The organism is Natronosalvus halobius, from assembly GCF_024138145.1.
GTDB classification, from domain to species: Archaea; Halobacteriota; Halobacteria; order Halobacteriales; family Natrialbaceae; genus Natronosalvus; species Natronosalvus halobius.
On record NZ_CP099997.1, the window covers coordinates 40,878 to 59,407 of the forward strand.

Annotated in this window: 17 protein-coding genes and 1 tRNA gene; 14 read left to right on the plus strand and 4 right to left on the minus strand. The window is 64.1% G+C overall.

All coding sequences use genetic code 11. The features are described from left to right. The first annotated feature begins 139 nt into the window (after positions 1–139). Complete coding sequence (locus NGM15_RS18980; RefSeq protein ID WP_484549589.1) at positions 140–547, plus strand: DUF8100 family protein; 408 nt, start codon at positions 140–142, stop codon at positions 545–547. Between the two features lie 104 nt (positions 548–651). On the opposite strand, the gene NGM15_RS00215 is transcribed toward NGM15_RS18980, so the two are convergent. Further along, positions 652–1,089: a hypothetical protein gene (locus NGM15_RS00215; RefSeq protein WP_253433708.1), complete on the minus strand. Its 438-nt coding sequence runs from the start codon at positions 1,087–1,089 to the stop codon at positions 652–654. Positions 1,090–1,283: 194 nt separating this feature from the next. Between NGM15_RS00215 and NGM15_RS00220 the strand changes: the two genes are divergently transcribed. From NGM15_RS00220 to NGM15_RS00230, 3 genes are all read left to right on the plus strand, one after another. Next, on the plus strand, positions 1,284–2,015 hold the full coding sequence (locus NGM15_RS00220) for a GNAT family N-acetyltransferase (protein ID WP_253433711.1): 732 nt from the start codon (positions 1,284–1,286) through the stop codon (positions 2,013–2,015). 76 nt (positions 2,016–2,091) lie between these two features. Then, on the plus strand, positions 2,092–3,273 hold the full coding sequence (locus tag NGM15_RS00225) for a redox-regulated ATPase YchF (RefSeq protein WP_253433714.1): 1,182 nt from the start codon (positions 2,092–2,094) through the stop codon (positions 3,271–3,273). Between the two features lie 81 nt (positions 3,274–3,354). Next, entirely contained in the window at positions 3,355–3,834 is a 480-nt protein-coding gene (locus NGM15_RS00230) for an ester cyclase (protein ID WP_253433717.1), read from the plus strand. 31 nt (positions 3,835–3,865) lie between these two features. Here NGM15_RS00230 and NGM15_RS00235 read toward each other — a convergent pair whose 3' ends face one another. Further along, entirely contained in the window at positions 3,866–4,081 is a 216-nt protein-coding gene (locus tag NGM15_RS00235; protein WP_253433719.1) for a hypothetical protein, read from the minus strand. A gap of 79 nt (positions 4,082–4,160) precedes the next feature. On the opposite strand from NGM15_RS00235, the gene NGM15_RS00240 reads away from it, so the two are divergent. The 6 genes from NGM15_RS00240 (at position 4,161) to NGM15_RS00265 (ending at position 9,010) form a co-directional block, all read left to right on the plus strand. Then, a complete protein-coding gene (locus NGM15_RS00240) occupies positions 4,161–4,910 on the plus strand; it encodes a hypothetical protein (protein WP_253433722.1) in 750 nt (249 codons plus the stop codon). Positions 4,911–4,933: 23 nt separating this feature from the next. Next, positions 4,934–5,015, plus strand: a tRNA-Ser gene (locus tag NGM15_RS00245). A gap of 290 nt (positions 5,016–5,305) precedes the next feature. After that, positions 5,306–6,112 carry an enoyl-CoA hydratase/isomerase family protein gene (locus NGM15_RS00250; protein WP_253433724.1) on the plus strand — a complete coding sequence of 269 codons (807 nt, stop codon included), beginning with the start codon at positions 5,306–5,308 and terminating at the stop codon, positions 6,110–6,112. Between the two features lie 56 nt (positions 6,113–6,168). After that, positions 6,169–7,173, plus strand: coding sequence for a D-2-hydroxyacid dehydrogenase (locus tag NGM15_RS00255; protein WP_253433727.1), 1,005 nt, complete (start codon positions 6,169–6,171; stop codon positions 7,171–7,173). A gap of 74 nt (positions 7,174–7,247) precedes the next feature. Further along, a complete protein-coding gene (locus NGM15_RS00260) occupies positions 7,248–7,946 on the plus strand; it encodes an MBL fold metallo-hydrolase (protein WP_253433730.1) in 699 nt (232 codons plus the stop codon). A gap of 77 nt (positions 7,947–8,023) precedes the next feature. Further along, positions 8,024–9,010 carry a zinc ribbon domain-containing protein gene (locus NGM15_RS00265; RefSeq protein WP_253433733.1) on the plus strand — a complete coding sequence of 329 codons (987 nt, stop codon included), beginning with the start codon at positions 8,024–8,026 and terminating at the stop codon, positions 9,008–9,010. A gap of 3 nt (positions 9,011–9,013) precedes the next feature. On the opposite strand, the gene NGM15_RS00270 is transcribed toward NGM15_RS00265, so the two are convergent. Together NGM15_RS00270 and NGM15_RS00275 are read right to left on the minus strand one after the other, a co-directional pair. Then, on the minus strand, positions 9,014–10,102 hold the full coding sequence (locus NGM15_RS00270; RefSeq protein ID WP_253433736.1) for a DNA topoisomerase IV subunit A: 1,089 nt from the start codon (positions 10,100–10,102) through the stop codon (positions 9,014–9,016). Then, positions 10,099–12,606: a DNA topoisomerase VI subunit B gene (locus NGM15_RS00275; RefSeq protein ID WP_253433740.1), complete on the minus strand. Its 2,508-nt coding sequence runs from the start codon at positions 12,604–12,606 to the stop codon at positions 10,099–10,101. The genes NGM15_RS00270 and NGM15_RS00275 overlap by 4 nt, the downstream gene beginning before the upstream one ends. Before the next feature lie 271 nt (positions 12,607–12,877). Here NGM15_RS00275 and gyrB point away from each other — a divergent pair, with 271 nt between their 5' ends. From gyrB to NGM15_RS00295, 4 genes are all read left to right on the plus strand, one after another. After that, on the plus strand, positions 12,878–14,809 hold the full coding sequence (gyrB, locus tag NGM15_RS00280) for a DNA topoisomerase (ATP-hydrolyzing) subunit B (protein WP_253433743.1): 1,932 nt from the start codon (positions 12,878–12,880) through the stop codon (positions 14,807–14,809). 84 nt (positions 14,810–14,893) lie between these two features. Next, on the plus strand, positions 14,894–17,446 hold the full coding sequence (gyrA, locus tag NGM15_RS00285; protein WP_253433746.1) for a DNA gyrase subunit A: 2,553 nt from the start codon (positions 14,894–14,896) through the stop codon (positions 17,444–17,446). Between the two features lie 230 nt (positions 17,447–17,676). Next, on the plus strand, positions 17,677–17,928 hold the full coding sequence (locus tag NGM15_RS00290) for an AbrB/MazE/SpoVT family DNA-binding domain-containing protein (RefSeq protein ID WP_253433749.1): 252 nt from the start codon (positions 17,677–17,679) through the stop codon (positions 17,926–17,928). A gap of 9 nt (positions 17,929–17,937) precedes the next feature. After that, entirely contained in the window at positions 17,938–18,372 is a 435-nt protein-coding gene (locus NGM15_RS00295) for a type II toxin-antitoxin system VapC family toxin (protein ID WP_253433752.1), read from the plus strand. Positions 18,373–18,530: the final 158 nt, after the last annotated feature.

Here is an 18,530-nt window from a genome sequence, read left to right on the forward strand (position 1 = left end):
GAATAATATGAAGGCTGAACGGCGATTTCGTGTATTCACCATCGTCCTGGTCGTACTCGGCACAGGTATGGGGGCTCTCGGCTGGCGTTTCGGGGGCGTTGGCGAAGTCGTTCTCGGAACACTGGCTGTGGCTCTCGGTATGGTACTCTATTCGTTCGCCCGTCGTTCCCCTGAAGCGATACGTGCGTCGACGGAGTCGACACGTGAGTCCCTGATCGTTCAACTCGCCACTGCAATTGTCCTGTTCATATTCCTCGCGTATCTGGGTACGATGGTCAGTTCCGTCGATTCGTCTGCTGTTCTCGCCGTTCCCGCTTCACCAGTGCTCGCGACAGGCGGGATACTTCTCGGTGTTTCGTTCGGTGGCCTCTTGCCGATTCTCGCACGGTCGGGTGGACACTCCAGTTTCGTGACTGCCGTCGGGAACGCACTCACGTCGGCAGTGTTCCTGGGTCTGTTCGTCGTCGCACCTCCCACGAGTGTGGTGTATGCGACGGCGTACCTGGCGAGTCGAACTGGTGTTCTCTGGCGTGGATTCCGACCGTGAAATCACTATAGTAGAGTCAGGAGGTCGACCCACGCACCACTATCGGGTTTACGACCGACAGGAACGTACAACTAACAGAGAAGTGGTTCGCTCCCTGTCCGTTACTACGATCGCGTGACGACCGTCGTCGACTCAGCCGTCTCCTCGAGCACGCGGTGGGCGTAGAAGGCCACGGAGAAGTCCTGCGGGGAGGGGATCGAACACGCCAGCCAGCCGACGAGGACGGCGGCGACGGCCGGATGCGAACTCGGGAACGCGGTTGCGAGGACCAGCGCGGGCACCGCGAGTACGAAGGGGATCATCGCTGCGGTCCGAAGCTGCCAGGGGGGTTCGTCCCCGGTCGGCCGCGGGTGAACGGCCGCCCAGGGACAGCTCGCCAGGGCGGCGAGGACGCCGTCGCGTCGGTCGGGGAAGTACACGACGTCGTAGTCGATGCCGGCGAGTCGAAGTACCAGGGCGTGGGCCCACTCGTGGGCGACCAGGCCGAGCAGTACCGTTATCGGGAGGGCGATTCCAGCAACCAGTAGATCGATTCCGTTCATTCGTCGTTTGCGCTCGTATCGGTCTCTCACGAACGGGTTATCAATCCGTCGGTCTGACCAACTCACGCACTCGAGGATTCGAGTCGGGGGAGAAACCGTTCGGGGTGGATAGTTTGCGACTTGAAGTAGGCGCCAACCCGGCGGCACGATAACCGTGAACAACGGTTAAGTATACTGGTGCGTTATAGCATGCCATGAAGTTCGCTGACGAGATCGAATTCGGACACGAGGACCGAAAGCGAATCTACGAGTACGTCGAGCGCCACGGGGCGGTCGACCCCGACGACGCCCAGGAGCGCCTCCGGATCGATCCCGGCGGCTTCCGACATCACGTCGCCATCCTCAAACGCGACGGCCGACTCGAGGACCGGAACGGTCGCCTGCAGGTAGCTATCGACGCGGGAGCTGAAGAGGAGTACCAGAGCGATGACCTCGAGTTTCACATCCGCCCGGCCCGCCAGGACGACCTCGCGGGAATAGTCGGCGCGATTCGGCAGGTCGCTGAGGAACGAACCTACATCGTCGCCGAGAGCGTCGCCGACGAGGTCGACCACCAGAACGCCCTGCTCCGGCACAACGAACTGGAGTCCAGGATGTTCTTCGTCGCGACCGTCGGCGACGAGGTCGTCGGCTGGGTCCACCTCCACGCGCCCGAACTCGAGAAACTGAGCCACACGGCCGAACTCACGGTCGGCGTCATCGAGGAGTACCGCGGGAACGGGATCGGCTCACACCTCCTCTCGCGTGGGCTCGAGTGGGCCGGCAGCAATGCCTACGAGAAAGTCTACAACAGCGTCCCCTCGAGCAACGAGGACGCCATTGCCTTCCTCGAGGGCCACGGCTGGGAGGTCGAAGCGATTCGCGAGGATCACTACAAGCTCGAGGGCGAGTACGTCGACGAAGTAATGATGGCCCTCGAACTGTAGCACCGCTCTCGTCTGGACGCCTCGAGCGAACTCGGAGAACCGAAAGACAGTTTTCCCGATCCCGGTAACGGACGGTATGCTCTCGATCGCGCTTGCCGGGAAGCCCAACGCCGGCAAGTCCACGTTCTACACTGCGGCGACGATGGCCGATGTCGACGTCGCGAACTACCCGTTCACCACGATCGACGCCAACCGCGGGGTCAGCTACGTCCGCACCGAGTGCCCCTGCCTCGAGCGCGACGAACGGTGCGGGAACGAGAACTGCCACGACGGCAAGCGCTACGTCCCCATCGAACTGCTGGACGTCGCGGGACTCGTGCCCGGCGCCCACGAGGGGAAGGGTCTCGGGAATCAGTTCCTCGACGAACTCACCAACGCGGACGTGATCGTCAACGTGATCGACGCCTCCGGCGGGACCGACGAGAAGGGCGAACCCGTCGACATCGGGAGCCACGACCCGCTCGAGGACATCGACTTCGTCGAGACAGAGATGGATATGTGGCTCGCGGGAATCGTCGAGCGCAACTGGGAGAGCGTCGAGCGCAAGTCCCGCTCGCCCGATTTTGACCTCGACGAGGTGCTGGGGGACATGATGTCGGGCTTCGGTGCCTCGCCCACCGAAATCGCCCGTATTCTGCGCGAACTCGAGTACCCCGCCGACCCGATCCAGTGGACCGACGACGACCGTGAAGCGCTCGCAACCGAGATCCGCCAGCGGACCAAGCCGATCGTCGTCGCGGCGAACAAGATCGACGTCGCGCCCGAGGAAAACGTCGACCGACTGCTCGACCTCGACAAACCCGTGATTCCGACGTCGGCCGAGGGCGAGCGAGCCCTCCGGAACGCCGCCGAGGGTGAGCTGATCGACTACGACCCAGGCGACGCCGACTTCGAAATTACCGGCGACGTCAGCGACGCCCAGCGCGATGCCCTCGAAGGGCTCCAGGACACGATGTCCCGCTGGGACGGCACCGGCGTCCAGGGCGCGCTAGATTATGCGGTCTACGAATTGCTGGAGCACCTCACCGCCTACCCCGTCCAGGACGCCGCGAAGTGGTCCGACGGGAGTGGGAACGTGCTCCCCGACGCGTTTCTCCTGCCACATGGGTCGACGCCGGTCGACCTGGCGTACGCCGTTCACTCCGACATCGGCGACGGCTACCTCCACGCGGTCGACGCTCGCAGTTCGAGAGAGATCAGCGACAGCTACGAACTCGAGGAGGGGGACGTGATCAAAATCGTCTCGACAGCGTCCTGATCGGTCGACGGCGGGACCCGTAGAAAACCCTGAGACGCACGTTATACGCGCTCGAGTCCTATATAATGTGGTGAGCTAGCTATGAGCACGGCAGCAGAGAACAAAGAAATCGTCCGCCGGTACTACGAGGAAGCCTTCAACGAGGGTCGAACCGACCTGCTCGAGGAGCTAATTTCGGAGCGCGTCGTCAACCACGACCCGGTATCGGAGGAGACGCTCACGCCCGACGAGGCCAGGGGGTTCGAGGGGTTCGTCCGCCACGTCGAGGCCGCCCACGAGGCGTTTCCCGACGCGACGGTGACGATCGAGGACGTGATCGCCGAAGACGACATGGTCGCGGTCCGGTTCGCGTTCGAGGGAACTCACGAGGGACCGTTCGCCGGGTTCGAACCCACGGGGAACCGAGTCAGGGGATCGAACATGGTCTTCATGCGACTCGAGGACGGAATGATCGCCGAGCGCTGGGAGGAGTCGGACAGCCTGGATGCCCTGGAACAGCTCGGTATCCTCTCGATGGCGGAACGCTCGCCGTCGGACGATCGAACTCGAAAGGTGGCGTGAGTCGTCGCCCCACGCAGAACTTTTTTCGCCGTTACCAGTACGGACTGCTGAGCCAGCGGTCAGACCGCGCGCCCAGGACGAACAGTACAAAGACGAACGCGAAGGCGACGACGAGGGCGCCAGCCGTCAGGAGCAGGTACTCGGTGTACGACCTGACGACGTAGGTGTCAACGACGGTCCAGAGCGCGGCCACGACCAGACCGGCGGTCGCGAGCGGAACCCCGAGACCGGAGACGACGCGATGCATGGCCGACACGACGCTCGAGAGCCGTATATAGGTCTAGGCTTCGACGGCTTCAAGGCCGCGGCGGTCCCCGTTTGGGTATATGATCGTCGTCGTTCCCGTCGACCCGCCTCACGAGGCGCTGGCTCCCGACTCGCTGCTCGAGCACGACTCGTTCGCAGCCGCGAATTGGCCGGAGTACTATCGGGCGATGGTCGCCGACGTCGCGAACGCCGTCGCCTCGAGCGGTGGCGATCTGCTGATCAACTACCGCGACGAGGAGACTCTGCCCGACGACGTGGCCGTCGAGGACCCCGAGGCGGCCGTTCGGGCGATGGTGCTCGAGGCTCTTGGGGACCTCGAGGGGCTCGACGGAGACGCCGAAGTCGCTGACGGCGCCGAAGCCGTCCGATTCGAGCGCCAGGTCGGCTCGAATCGAGCCGCTCGCGTCGGTAACACGGTGACCCACCTCCTCGAGCGCGAGGAGGTCCAGAGCGTCGGGGTACTCGAGCCGACGGCGCCGCTCGTCGGACGGACGGAAATCGACGGCGTGGCGATGTCGCTGCGCCGTAACGAGGTCGTCCTCGGCCCGTCCCAGGGCGGGGACGTGTACCTGGCGGCGTTCACGGAACCGATCGATTTCACGGACGCCTTCGCGGAGCCGGCGGTGTCGACGCTGACGACTCGAGCGGACGACGCCGGCCTGGGGGTCGGGTTCGCGCCGCGGGTGCCGACGGTGACGGATCGTCGGGGGCTCGTCGGGACGGCTGCGGAGGCCCGGGCCCGTCGGCTGGCGGGGCGAGTCGCGCCGGAACGGACGCTTTCGGTCCTCGAGACCGACAACGCTTTTTGATTCGGTCGAAAAGGGGGACTCGAGGTGAGGTGGCAGAGCGGCCCAACGCGCCTGCCTTGAAAGCAGGTGGCGCAAGCCTCATGGGTTCAAATCCCATCCTCACCGCTTCTGCGACGAGTGGACGCGAGGAGCGAAGCGCGAACGCTGGAATTTGAATTATACTGGGGTTCTGCGAACGAAGTGAGCAGGTTCTCAGGGGTGGTTCAAATCTCATCCTCATGCTTCTGCGACGAACAGGCATGCAGAGCGACGCGTGATCGCTCGATCGACAACACTACAAATAGTATAGTGTGACGACTCGACGACGATTGCTGTCGACTGCCGAAATCCGCGAATCGTCCACGTCACCTCGGCAATCACCCACCTTTTTCTCGATCTCGAACCTCGAGACGCGTATGACCGGGACAGATACTGACACGAACACGGACGCCATTCGTCTCGAGCGCGACGACGAAACCGCGACGATCACCGTCGACAGACCGGAGCGCCACAACGCGATGGACGAGGCGGTCGCCCGAACGCTCGCCAGGACGGTGGCCCAGGCCGCGGAAGACGAGGCGGTCCGGTGTCTCGTGCTCACTGGTACCGGCGGCGTATTCAACACGGGTGCGGACCTCTCGACGTTCGAGGGCGACGAGACGGACGCCGAGCGCCTCGAGGCCATCGCGACGCCCCTCCACGAGACCGTCTCGATGCTCGTCTCGGCGCCGAAGCCGGTCGTGACCGGGGTCAACGGGGTCGTCGCCGGTGGCGGACTCGGACTCTCCCTCGCGGGCGACGTCGTCCTCGCCGCCGAAGACGCCCGATTCGAGTACGCCTACCCGAAGATCGGCCTCTCGGGCGACGGCGGGGCAACGTGGCTCCTGCCGCGACTCGTCGGTCGACGGACGGCCCAGCGAATCGCGTTCCTGGACGAGCCGATCGACGCCGGGGAGGCCGTCGAACTGGGACTGGCGACCGAAGCCGTCACGTCCGAGCGGTTCGACGACCGTCTCGAGGCCATCGCCTCGGAACTCGCGAGCGGTCCGACGAAGGCCTACGCGGAGATCAAGCGCCTGTTCGCGGCTGCCTCGACGGACGGGCTCGAGGCCCACCTCGCGGAGGAACAGGAGCGAATTACCGACCTGGCGTCGACGGCCGACTACGCCGCGGGCTTGCGTGGGTTCCTGGAGAAGGAGTCGCCGACGTTCAGGGGGGAGTGATCGAGGCAGCCTGAGCCGACCACAGGTTCAAGAGGAATCGACGTGAGGGTAGCGATATGACCGAGACGGACAGCAGTCGGAGCGGCGAGGACCTCTCGATACTGGTCCTCCGCAAGGGAACGCACGGAACGCCAATCTCGGCGTACGCGAACGCACTTCGAGAGCGCGTTTCGAACGCGGACGTCGAGATCACCGTCGCCAGCACGCCCGCCGAAGAACGGGAGGCGATTCGAGGGGCCGATATTGCGACGGGGATGACGATCGACGAGTCCCTCCTGGGCCACGCCGAGAACCTGGAGTTGTTCGCCTGTGCCTACGCGGGTACCGGTCATCTGCCCCTCGAGACCCTCGAGGAGATGGGCGTCACGGTGACGAATGCGTCGGGCGTTCACGGCCCCAACATCGGCGAGCACGTCCTGGGGGCGATCCTCTGGTTCACCCGCCGGTTCCACGTCGCGTCCCGCCGGCAGCGTCGCCGCGAGTGGCGCCACTACCAGGCCAACGAACTCCAGGGTTCGACGGTGACGGTCGTCGGTCTCGGCGCTATCGGTCGATCCGTCTGTGCGCGACTCGAACCGTTCGGCGTCGACGTCCAGGGCGTCCGTTACACGCCGGAGAAGGGCGGCCCGGCGGACGAAATCTACGGCTTCGACGCGGACGACTTCCACGAGGCCCTCTCTCGAACCGACTACCTCGTGTTGGCGTGTCCGCTCACAGACGAGACCCGGGGACTGGTCGACGCGGCGGCGTTCGACACCCTCCCGCCGAACGCAGTGGTGATCAACGTCGCTCGCGGGCCGGTCGTCGAGACCGACGCGCTCGTCTCGGCACTCCGGCGTAACGGCATCCGCGGGGCCTCGCTAGACGTGACCGACCCCGAACCCCTGCCGGAAGATCACCCACTGTGGACGCTCGAAAACGTCCAGATCACTCCGCACAACTCGGGGCACACGCCGAAGTACTACGACCGCCTGGCGGACATCGTTGCCGGGAACGTCGAGCGGGTGCTCGAGTCGGGTACGTACGAAGACCTCGAGAACCAGGTGCTGCCCCGGTCGTAGCGAATCGTCGGAACCGGGTCGTCGGTATCGACCGCAGCGACAACCCTTTTCGACCCGCTGGCCGAAAGGCCGCTATGACCGTCACGTTCGACTCGCTTCGCATCGATTGGTTCGGCTACGCGACCGTTCGCCTCGAGGGCGAGACCGGCACCGTCGTCTACCTCGATCCCGGCCGATACGGCGTCCTCGACGACGTCGAACCGAAAGATGGCGACCTGGTTCTTGTCAGCCACGACCATCACTACGACCCGGACGGCATCCGGCGTGTCGCACACGAGGACGCCATCGTCGTGGTTCACGAGGCCGTCGACGCCGACGAAATAGACCGCGTCGACGAACAACCCGAGGTCCTCCCCTACGAGGTCGAACGCGTCCGGGAGGACGAGTCGTTCGTCCTCGGCCCGCTCGACCTCTTCACGACGCCCGCGTACAACGAGCCGGACGGTCCCTACACTCGCGACGACGGCACGCCCTACCACCCCGAGGGCGAGGGCTGTGGCTTCGGCGTGACGATCGACGGCATCTGTGCGTTCTGGCCCGGCGACAGCGACGTCCTCCCGGTTCACGAGCGACTGGACGTCGACCTCTTGCTCCCGCCGATCGGCGGGAGTTTCACGATGGATCGCCACGACGTCGCCGACCTCGCCGAGACGATCCGTCCCGACCTCGTCCTCCCGATCCACTACGACACGTTCGAGGCGCTCGAGACCGACGCCGACGCGTTCGTTCTCGATGTGGCGAGACGAGCCGTCCCGGTCGTCCTGGACGAGTGATCGTCCCATCCACGTGACCGTCAGCACAACATGTATATTCCACAATAATTACGTCGCGCGGCCCCTATTCACCGGTGATGGACGGATCTCGAGCCTCGAGTCGGTTCTGTGAATCCTGCGGGGAACGGCTCTCCAGGCGAGCGAACTTCTGTGGCCAGTGCGGGACGGCCGTCGACGGTGACGTCGGCGATTCCAGCCGGGATCGAACGACCTCGAGCGGAGCCGTGACCGAACTGCTGCAGTGGGCCGTTCGCTCGCGGGGGTCGTCCGTCCCGCGGTCAACTGCGACCCCCGACCAGCGAGCACGACTCCGCCGCCGCGTCCGACGACACGTCGAAGACGGCTGGCGAGTCGAGGACCGAACGGACGACAGTGCGACCCTCGTGCGACGGAGCCTCGGTTCCACGCGAACCCACCTGCTGATCGCGGCGATCACGGTCTGGTGGACGATGGGACTCGCGAACGTGATCTACGCGGCGATCTGTTACTACGACCGAACCGAGCGGACAGTGCTCCACGCCGACGATTCGCCGTCGGCGGATTCGCCCACTCGCGAGCGGGCGAGTCCGTCCGCCCGAGCGGGAAACGAACCGGAACGACGCTCGAGGTGGTTCTCAGCGCTCGTATCGCTCTCCCTCCTCGCACTCGGGCTCTGGATCGTCGCCTCGAGCGCGAGTCTCGGCGGGTTCCTGGTCGGCGCGCTCGTTCTCGGTGCCGGGGTCGTCGTCTCGCCGCCAGCCAGGAGCCGTCTCGAGCGTCGAAAACCGATCACGACGAACGGTCGGACGAGGTCGATCGAGGAGCGGAGTGTTCACGCCCCCGAAAAACGCTGTACGGGCTGTCTCGAGCCGGTCGTCGATGGCGTCGAACGAACCTACCGACAGGAACTGATCGTCGCCGGCGTACCGATCGTCACGACGAACGAGGGCTCGAACTGCTACTGCGACCGTTGTGCCTACGCTGATCCCTCCGCCGGTTCGATCCGCGACGCGCTCGAGGTGGACGTAGACAATGGTCTGGCGGCCGAAGAAACGGAGTCGAACGCAGAAGTGAAAACGAACTGACAATCAGAGGACGCCCATCTCCTCGAGTCGCTCCGGCAGGTACGTGTCCGTCACGAAGTCCAGGCCGCGCGAGGCGAGGGCCTGCTGCTCGGCCTTCTTCCCGATTTCGAGTTGCAGTTCGATCTGTTCCTTCCAGTAGTCGGTCTGGAAGCGAGGATCGGTGAGTTCGTTCTCGAGAGCGTTGATGTCCGAGTCCGAGAGGGGATCGGTCGGGAGGTCGTACTCGACGATGTCGGCGGGCTGGATGCCGATGAACTGCGCTTCGGGCGTCGCCAGGTACTCAGAGAGGTGGGCGGACTTGATCGAGCCGTAGGCGACGGAGCCGAAGATGCGGTACGACCACGGGTCGCCGTCGGTGAACACCACCACGGGGAGGCCGAGTTCGTCGTGGAAGCGCTTCGTCAGTCGGCGCGTGGCTCGTGCGGGCTGGCCCCCGAGGTGGACGATGATGGTGTCGTACTCCTCGTCGAAGCCGTTCTCGACGAGGCGGTCGCGCATACCACCGGTCTCCACGCAGAGGACGAACTCGGCGTCGTGGTCGAGGAACTCGATCGTGTCGGGGTTGTTCGGGATCTGGTAACCGCCCTGCCCCACGTCGAGCTGGCAGTGGATGTCGCGGTCGCCCCGCTTCGTCTGCTCGCGGATGTGCAGCGGCCCCATCACCTTCGCGCCGGACTCCTCCGGACGCATGTGGAAGTCCTCGCGGGTGACCCCGGAGACGATCTCTAGGTCCTCGACCAGGCCGTTGGACTCGTCCTGGTCGTTGAACTGGGCCTCCTCGTTGTCCCAACTTTCCGAGAGGTAGTACAGTTCACGCAGGGTCGAGGAGCGATCCTCCTCGAGCTGATTTGCCAGGAACTCGATGGTGAAGACGGCCTTGAGAAGCTTCCGGGCGCCGCGAACGGAGTTCGCACTCCGGGTCGATGTTCGGTCGCCGTACACCCAGACGTTAGCCTCCTCGTCGAGTTCGATGTTGCTCTTCGATCGGGTCGGAACCTCCATGTGGGGAATTTCGCCCAGTTCGAACTGGTCGTAGAACTGGGCGGCGAGGTCGATCAACTGTTCTCTGGCCTGTGATTCGTCTGTGCTCATGATGTGATCGTCAGTTTTTCCGCGTCGACGCCTTTGACGTCGATGTCGAACGTCGCCTCGCTCGAGACTTCGTACTCGAGAGTCGCCTCCTCGCCGCCGGGAACGTCCGCCTCCCAGGAGACGAACCACTCGCCGTCCATCTCGACGGCCGAGGCGCCGTCGGAGAGGTTCCGCGGTTCTGCGGAGACGATGTCGGTTATCTCGAGGGTCTCGTTCGTGCTCGAGTGGTTCTCGACGACGAGTTTGACCGTCGATGCGTCGCCGTCGCCATCGCCGGCGTCGTCGTCACCGTCAACACCCTCCAGGTGACGCTCGACCAGGACGTTGTTCATGATCCGCGCCACGGCGTCGTCGATGTTGGGCTGGTTGCGCCCCGTCACCTCCGCGACCTTCTCGGCCATCTCCGGGAGAATCTTGCCCAGGACGTTCTGTTTCTTCCGGCGCTTTTGCATCGAGCGCCGTTTGTTGAGGTAGCGCTTGAGTTCGCGGGCGGCCTCCCGGATGGCGAGTTCGATCTCGTCTTCGATCTCGGGGACGTTCGCGATGGCGTCTTTGGACTCGCTCGTGAAGGGGACGTTCGTCGAGGCGACGTGGACCATGATCACGGCGGGTCCGGTCGGTATCCCGGAGCCCCCGGGCTGGTCGAGGCCGTAGTTGCGCCAGCCGATGCTCTTGACGACGTCGGTGGTAGCACAGGCACCGCGCTGGTAGACGAGCGGCACCCGGTTCGCGAACCGGAGGACGTCGGCGGTTCCCTCGGCCGGGAGGTCACCACCGTAGGCGATGCCGGCCTCGACGATGAACGGGTCGCCGCCGGAGACGCCCGCGTCGCGAGTCGCCGCCGCGTAGAAGTCCGCGTCGAACTCCTTCTTCAATCCGGCTTCGACCAGGTCGGCCGTGATCGGCGAGAGACACCGTGTCGGCGGGGCCATGATGTTCGTCGCGCGCATTCCCTCGACGAGGTCGCTGGCGGCGTCCCGGTCGCTCGCGAGTTCGCGAACGAGCGGCGTGTCGTCCGGGACGGTCACCATTACGTCCCATATCGCTTCGACGACGTTTTCGCGGGCAGTGTCGCCGAACGCCACGTCGTCGTACTCCTCGGTCAGGTCCGCGGCTCGGTCGACGGCGGACTCGAGAGCCTTCCTGGTGAGTCGGTGTCGGTCGTCCTCGAGGTCCTCGAACGTGCCGGCCAGACGGACGGCGAAGGCGTGGACGACCTCGTCGTCCTTCCGGGTGCTCGTGGCGTCGTCGCTGAGTTCGTAGAGGTCGGCGACGATGCGGGAGACGTCTTCCGGGGTCGTGGCGTCTGCGCCGTTCTGGTCGTCGTCGCCGTCCTGGTCGTCCACCTCATCGTGCCCGACGAGCGCGGACCACGCCGATTCGAGCGCCTTCTCGCGAACGGTCGACCCGAACGTCGTGCCGTACTCGTCACCGACCTCGTCGGCGACCTCCTCGACGACCGTCGACAGTTCGTGGTGGGAGATTCGATCCCGACTCGAGACGGCGTCCGCGATTCCGTTGGCAAAGTCAGTCGTCGCGTTGGCTCCCTTGTTTGCCGTGGAGTTTTCGACGGCGGCGGCGACGTCCGCCGCCTCGTGGCTCGCTGGCGGTTTCCAGGCCATCTCGCGGCCGTAGTGGCGGTCGCGGAACTCGTCGATGATCGAATTGGCCGTCTTCTTGCCGACGCGAGTGAACTCCTCCTGGAGGAACCCCGAGACGGAGTGAGAGTCGGTTGCGGCGAGCATCTTGATCACCGTTCCCAGTTCGACCCCGTGGGGGTGGGGACGGATCTCCTCGGTCTCCTCGGGGAGCTGATCGGTCGCACGCTCGAATTTGAAGTGTGCCGTGGGCTCGCGCAACTCGAGGCGGGCGTGGGGATTGACGACCGCGGTGTGCTTGAAGTAGTCGTGGAGCTGGGCGCGAGCGCGCATGTTGGCCTCCATCTCGAGTTCGATTCGGGTGCCGTGGGGGCGGTCCCACGACGTCGTCTCCGCGACGCTGATCTCGGGTTCGTTCTCGTCGGTGTCGACGATCAACTCGAAGTACTCGGCCTCGCTCGACCCCTGGGTTCGGCTGGTGATCTTCGCGGGTTTGCCGCTCGTGAGCTGGGAGTAGAGCACTGCCGCGGAGATACCGATCCCCTGCTGGCCACGGGCCTGTTCGCGAGCGTGGAACCGAGAGCCGTAGAGGAGTTTTCCGAAGACCTTCGGGAGCGATTCTTTCGTGATTCCCGGTCCGTTATCCTCGACGATCAGGCGATAGTAGTCGTCGGCTTCCTGGATCTCGACGTAGATATCGGGGAGAATGCTGGACTCTTCGGCGGCGTCGAGAGCGTTGTCGACGGCCTCTTTGACGGCCGTGACGAGCCCGCGAGCACCGCTGTCGAAGCCCAGCATGTGCTTGTTCTTTTCGAAGAACTCGGCGATGGAGATCGCTCGCTGGTTGTCAGCGAGTTCCTCGGCGATCCCCGGCTCGTCGCCGAGTGTCGACTGTAGCGACGTCATCGTCGTTCTGTTGTAGCGGCGGGGGTAAAAGGTGTGCGTTACCGTAGTGAAAGTGATCGAGGCTCGAGGCGGCCGGTGCCTGGTCTCTTCGTGCGTTCCGTTCGCGGTTGTTTCTGCGCACCCGGGGCGAGCGGTTCGACGAGTCGTACTCGACTCGAGGCGTAGGTGAATACTCGTGTGTCGCATACGTGACAGTCGGCCGAAATCCGCGCGCTCGCGCGCGTACGTGACTTTTATTACCCCCCGACCACTACCCGCAATCAGGTTTTGTATGTCTCAAGATAGCGAGTACGGCGCCGGACAAATCCAGGTCCTAGAGGGCCTGGAAGCGGTCCAAAAGCGACCGGCGATGTACATCGGTTCGACGGATACGCGGGGACTCCACCACCTCGTCTACGAGGTCGTGGACAACTCCATCGACGAGGCGCTGGCCGGCCACTGCGACGACATCACCGTGACCATCCACGAGGACGGTGCGGTGAGCGTCGCCGACGACGGCCGTGGCATCCCCGTCGACACCCACGAGGAGTACGACCGCCCGGCCCTCGAGGTCATTCTCACCGTCCTCCACGCCGGTGGGAAGTTCGATAACAAGTCCTACCAGGTCTCCGGGGGTCTCCACGGCGTCGGCGTCTCCGTCGTCAACGCCCTCTCAGGACGCTTCGAGGTGACCGTCAAGCGCGACGGCGGTGTCTTCTCCCACGCGTTCGAGAACGGCGAGCCACAGGGGGACATGGAGCGGGTTCGCGACCTCGAACCCGACGAAGAGACGGGTACCCAGATCACCTTCTGGCCCGACCGCGACATCTTCGAGACGACCGAGTTCTCCTTCTCGACGCTCTCGAATCGGCTCCGCGAACTCGCGTTTCTGAACTCCGGCGTTCGGATCACGCTTCGGGACGAACGCGAGACGGACGACGAGGGGCAGCCAGTCGAGGATACGTACGTCTACGAAGGTGGGATTCGCGAGTTCGTCGAGTACCTCAACGAGACGCGATCCTCCCTCCACGACGACGTTATCTACTTCGAGGACGACGCCCAGAACATCCAGGTCGAGGTGGCGATGCAGGCCACCGAGGAGCTCCAGGGCTCGATCCACGCTTTCGCCAACAACATCAACACGCGCGAGGGCGGGACACACCTGACTGGGTTCAAGACCGCCCTCACCCGCGTAGTCAACGACTATGGGGGCGAAAACGGCCTGCTCTCGGACCTCGAGGAGAACCTCCGCGGCGACGACATTCGTGAGGGGCTCACCGCAGTCATCTCGATCAAACACCCCGATCCGCAGTTCGAAGGGCAGACGAAGACGAAACTCGGCAACTCGGAGGTGCGGGGTATCGTCGAGAGCGCGATGCACGACGGGCTGTCGACGTACTTCGAGGAACACCCAGACACCGCCCAGGCCATCGTGATGAAGGCCGTCGAGGCCGCGAAAGCCCGCAAGGCCGCGAAGAAGGCAGAGGAGCTCACGCGACGAAAATCCGCCCTCGAGTCGACGTCTCTCCCCGGCAAACTCGCGGACTGTCAGACCAAAGATCCCGACGAGGCCGAACTGTTCATCGCGGAGGGTGACTCCGCGGGCGGCAGCGCGAAACAGGCCCGAAATCCGGAGTTCCAGGCCGTTCTCCCCATCAAGGGGAAGATCCTCAACGTCGAGAAGCACCGACTGGATCGCATCCTCGAGAACGAAGAGATTCGGAACATGATCACCGCCATCGGCGCGGGGATCGGCGAAGAGTTCGACATCGACAACATCCGGTACAAGAAGATCATCATGGCGACCGACGCCGACGTCGACGGGGCCCACATCCGGACCCTGCTGCTGACGTTCTTCTACCGGCACATGCGCCCGCTGCTCGAGGGTGGCTACGTCTACGCGACCCAGCCGCCGCTGTACCGCATCCGGTACCGTGGGGAGACCTACGACGCGATGACCGACGCCGAGCGCGACGAGATCGTCGAGGAGAAGTGCAACGGCAACCCGACGCAGGTCCAGCGCTTCAAGGGGCTCGGCGAAATGAACCCCGAGCAGCTCTGGAGTACGACGATGAATCCGGACAACCGCATCCTCAAGCAAATCGCGGTCGAGGACGCGGCGGCGGCCGATCGCATGTTCTCGGTACTGATGGGCGATGCCGTCGAGCCGCGAAAGCAGTTCATCAAGGACCACGCCCCCGAGGCAGAGTGGATCGACATATAGACGTCAGCAAACGCCACCAATGTATTCAGCCACATTCCGATCGACGATGAGCCAGCCACGACGAACAGAGGTGTCCTTCGAGCGATGAGTTCCGAAGTGCCAGACCCCAGCGACATCGACGCGGCCTCAGTCGAACCGGTCCGCATCGAAGACGAGATGGAGCAGAGCTACATCGACTACGCGATGAGCGTCATCGCCGGACGCGCCCTCCCCCGGGTCGAAGACGGCCTCAAACCCGTCCACCGGCGCATCCTCTACGCGATGCACGAGATGGGCGTCTCGAGTCGCTCGAGTCACCGCAAGTCCTCCTCGATCGTCGGGGAGACGATGGGTGACTTCCACCCCCACGGCGACCGGGCGATCTACGACACCCTGGTCCGGATGGCCCAGGACTTCTCGATGCGCTACCCGCTCGTAGACGGCCAGGGGAACTTCGGTTCGATGGACGGCGACCCGCCAGCCGCCCAGCGATACACGGAGGCCCGCATGGCCGCCATCGCCGAGGAGTTGCTCGAGGACATCGACAGGGACACGGTCGACTTCTCCTCGAACTACGACGACCGCCTTCAGGAGCCGGACGTGCTCCCGGCGGCGTTCCCGAACCTCCTCGTGAACGGCTCGTCGGGAATCGCCGTCGGGATGTCGACGAACATCCCGCCGCACAATTTAGGAGAGGTGATCGACGCGACGGTCGAACTCATCGACAACCCCGACGCGACCGTCGAGGATCTGATGGAACACGTCAAGGGTCCGGACTTCCCGACGGGGGCCAACATCGTCGGCCGTGACGCAATTTACTCGGCGTACAAGACCGGCCGCGGGCGGATCCGCGTTCGCGCCGAGTTCGAGGTCGAGGAGTGGAAGCGTGATCGCGAGCGCATCGTCGTCACCGAAGTGCCCTACCAGGCGAACAAGGCCCGTCTGGTCGAGCGCATCGCCGAGGACGTCACCGAGGGCGCTCTCGAGGGCATCTCGGACCTGCGCGACGAGTCCGACCGCGACGGCGTTCGCATCGTGATCGAACTCAAGCGTGGTGCGAACACGGACGTCGTCAAGAACCGACTGCTCGAGAACCACCTCGAGCGAACCTTCGGCGTCATCAACCTCGCGCTGGTCGACGGCCAGCCGAAGGTGTTGACGCTCAGGGAGACGCTCCAGGAGTACATCTCCCACCGAAAGGAGGTCGTCCGACGGCGCAGCGAGTACGACCTCGCGGAGGCGGAAGACCGCGCGCACATCCTCGAGGGCCGTCTGAAGGCGCTCGAGAACATCGACGACGTGGTCGACCTCATCCAGGACTCCGAGGACCGCGACGAGGCGCGAACGGGGCTCGAGGAAACCTTCGACTTTTCCGAATCGCAGGCCGAGCACATCGTCCGGATGCAACTCGGGAGCCTCACCTCGATGGAGTCGGCGGAAATCGAGGACGAGTACGAGGAGGTTACGGCGGAAATCGAACGCCTCGAGGCGATCCTCGGGAGCGAGTCGGCGCTGTACGAGGTCATCAAAGAGGAGTTACTCGAGATCAAAGACGAGTACGCCGACGACCGGCGGACCTCGATCATCGAGGACATGGGGGCGGTGACCCACGAGGACCTGATCCCCCAGGAGGACGTCTTCGTCGTCATGACCGAGGACGACTACGTCAAGCGGATGCCGATCGAGAACTTCGAGGCCCAGGGTCGGGGCGGCAAGGGAATCATCGGTGCGGACGTCAAGGACGAGGACCGCGTGACGACGGTCTTCCGGGCGAACACCCACGACTACCTGCTGTGTTTCACCAATCACGGCCAGGTCTACCGGCTCAAGACATACGAGATCCCAGAGATGAGTCGGACGGCGCGGGGGAAATCCGCCGTCAATATCCTCGACCTCGATCCGGGCGAGGACATCACGGCTATCGTCGACACTGACGCCTTCGACGGGGAGGAGTACGTGACGATGGTGACCAAACACGGGTACGTAAAACGGACGGCAGGCGAGGAGTTCGACAACATCCTCTCGACGGGCATCATCGCCGCCAGCCTCGAGGAGAGCGACGAACTCGTCGACGTGGACGTGACCGACGGGTCGAAGGATCTCGTCATCGGGACCGAACAGGGGATGACGATTCGCTTCGACGAGGACGAGGTTCGGTCCATGGGTCGGAACGCCCGTGGGGTCAACGGAATCAAACTCGAGGACGGCGACGCCGTGGCCGGCCTGGTCTCGACCGACGAGGGCGACGAGCGTGCGTTACTGACGGTGACCGAGAACGGCTACGGCAAGCGGACGTTGCTCTCGGCCTACCGGACCCAGTCGCGGTACGGGAAGGGATTGATCGACATCAAGACCAACGAGCGAAACGGCCCGGTGACGGCGGTGAAGGCGGTCACGGAAGACAACGAACTCGTCCTGATGAGCGAGCGTGGCCAGATCATGCGTACACGGGCGAGCGAGATTTCGACCGTCGGTCGGAACACGATGGGCGTAACGGTGATGGACGTCGAGGCGAGCGACGCGGTCGCCAGCGTCGACGTGATTCCGGCGGAACTCGGGGTGGATGCTGACGAGACGGAGGCTGACGACGTAGACGTCGCTGACGAGACGGATATCGACGAGGCGGCCGTCGACGCGGATTCGACAACCGACGAATAACCGACCTCTCGTTTTCGTTCGTCCTCGAGAGACCGCTTTCGGGGAGAACCTGGTTCGGTCAGTCTCGAGAATCTGTCCTGTAACCCGCGTTCCAAAGGTCGAACGTACTTTCGAGGGCTCGAAGCGTGTGGTTCAGGGTCCAAACGAGGTCCACGGACGTATTCGTCACTCTGCCGGGATAGTGTGGGAGCACACTATGCTTTATGAGTAGCGGCCTCGTATTCTCGCCCATGAGCAGTGAGCGTGTCGACTCCGAGAGCAAGGTGTCGGGGAATCAGGCGAATATCCCCGCTCGTATCCGACGGGAACTCGAGATCGACGACGGCGACAGACTCCGCTGGCACGTCGAGGACGACGGAACGCTCCGAGTACAGGTCGTCCAGCAGCGAACCGGGACGTTCAGCGACTTCGACGGCTACGACGGCGATCAGGCAACGGAAGCCGAGAACCAACACGACGCGTGGGGCGTCGACCTCGAGTAGCTGAGATAGATGCCGCGTGCACTCGTCGATACAACCGTTCTCTTTGCGGCGGCGTACCGCCAAGACAGCGCACACGACGCCGCCCTCCCTATCCTCAGGCAAATCGACACCGCTGCTCTCCCGGAGGCAGTGATTCTCGACTACGTCCTCGCGGAGACGCTAAACGGGTTGACGACGCACGCGGGTCACGACGCCGCTGTCGATTTCCTCGATCGGGTGGAAGAGAACACGCAATTCCACATCGATTCTCTGACGGCGGACGAATTTGCCGCGGCAAAAGCCCTCTTCCGGCAGTACGAGTGCTTCTCGTTCGTTGATGCCGCGATCGTCGCGTACATGCAAGCGGAGGGACTCGGGTACCTCTACGCGTTCGACGACGATTTCGACGCTGCAGAGGACGTCTACCGACTCGACGTCGCAACGAACCCGTATCAACCAGAGTGATCGAGACACACCCCGAATTCAGCACAACTCGACGATCACCGGATGAAGTTGGGGGCTCTATCGATGCTCACGTCGGAACTCAATTCGCACACAGTGAGTCGCACCAGTGAGAGTGTATTCCCCGCACACTGCTTCTGAAGCAGGGGTTTCACCGAATG

Excerpts from the sequence above, each read along its gene's own strand:
- NGM15_RS18980 (WP_484549589.1), top strand. The coding sequence starts at position 140 with ATGGTACTCTATTCGTTCGCCCGTCGTTCCCCTGAAGCGATACGTGCG.
- NGM15_RS00215 (WP_253433708.1), bottom strand. The coding sequence starts at position 1,089 with ATGAACGGAATCGATCTACTGGTTGCTGGAATCGCCCTCCCGATAACG.
- NGM15_RS00220 (WP_253433711.1), top strand. The coding sequence starts at position 1,284 with ATGAAGTTCGCTGACGAGATCGAATTCGGACACGAGGACCGAAAGCGA.
- NGM15_RS00225 (WP_253433714.1), top strand. The coding sequence starts at position 2,092 with ATGCTCTCGATCGCGCTTGCCGGGAAGCCCAACGCCGGCAAGTCCACG.
- NGM15_RS00230 (WP_253433717.1), top strand. The coding sequence starts at position 3,355 with ATGAGCACGGCAGCAGAGAACAAAGAAATCGTCCGCCGGTACTACGAG.
- NGM15_RS00235 (WP_253433719.1), bottom strand. The coding sequence starts at position 4,081 with ATGCATCGCGTCGTCTCCGGTCTCGGGGTTCCGCTCGCGACCGCCGGT.
- NGM15_RS00240 (WP_253433722.1), top strand. The coding sequence starts at position 4,161 with ATGATCGTCGTCGTTCCCGTCGACCCGCCTCACGAGGCGCTGGCTCCC.
- NGM15_RS00250 (WP_253433724.1), top strand. The coding sequence starts at position 5,306 with ATGACCGGGACAGATACTGACACGAACACGGACGCCATTCGTCTCGAG.
- NGM15_RS00255 (WP_253433727.1), top strand. The coding sequence starts at position 6,169 with ATGACCGAGACGGACAGCAGTCGGAGCGGCGAGGACCTCTCGATACTG.
- NGM15_RS00260 (WP_253433730.1), top strand. The coding sequence starts at position 7,248 with ATGACCGTCACGTTCGACTCGCTTCGCATCGATTGGTTCGGCTACGCG.
- NGM15_RS00265 (WP_253433733.1), top strand. The coding sequence starts at position 8,024 with ATGGACGGATCTCGAGCCTCGAGTCGGTTCTGTGAATCCTGCGGGGAA.
- NGM15_RS00270 (WP_253433736.1), bottom strand. The coding sequence starts at position 10,102 with ATGAGCACAGACGAATCACAGGCCAGAGAACAGTTGATCGACCTCGCC.
- NGM15_RS00275 (WP_253433740.1), bottom strand. The coding sequence starts at position 12,606 with ATGACGTCGCTACAGTCGACACTCGGCGACGAGCCGGGGATCGCCGAG.
- gyrB (WP_253433743.1), top strand. The coding sequence starts at position 12,878 with ATGTCTCAAGATAGCGAGTACGGCGCCGGACAAATCCAGGTCCTAGAG.
- gyrA (WP_253433746.1), top strand. The coding sequence starts at position 14,894 with ATGAGTTCCGAAGTGCCAGACCCCAGCGACATCGACGCGGCCTCAGTC.
- NGM15_RS00290 (WP_253433749.1), top strand. The coding sequence starts at position 17,677 with ATGAGCAGTGAGCGTGTCGACTCCGAGAGCAAGGTGTCGGGGAATCAG.
- NGM15_RS00295 (WP_253433752.1), top strand. The coding sequence starts at position 17,938 with ATGCCGCGTGCACTCGTCGATACAACCGTTCTCTTTGCGGCGGCGTAC.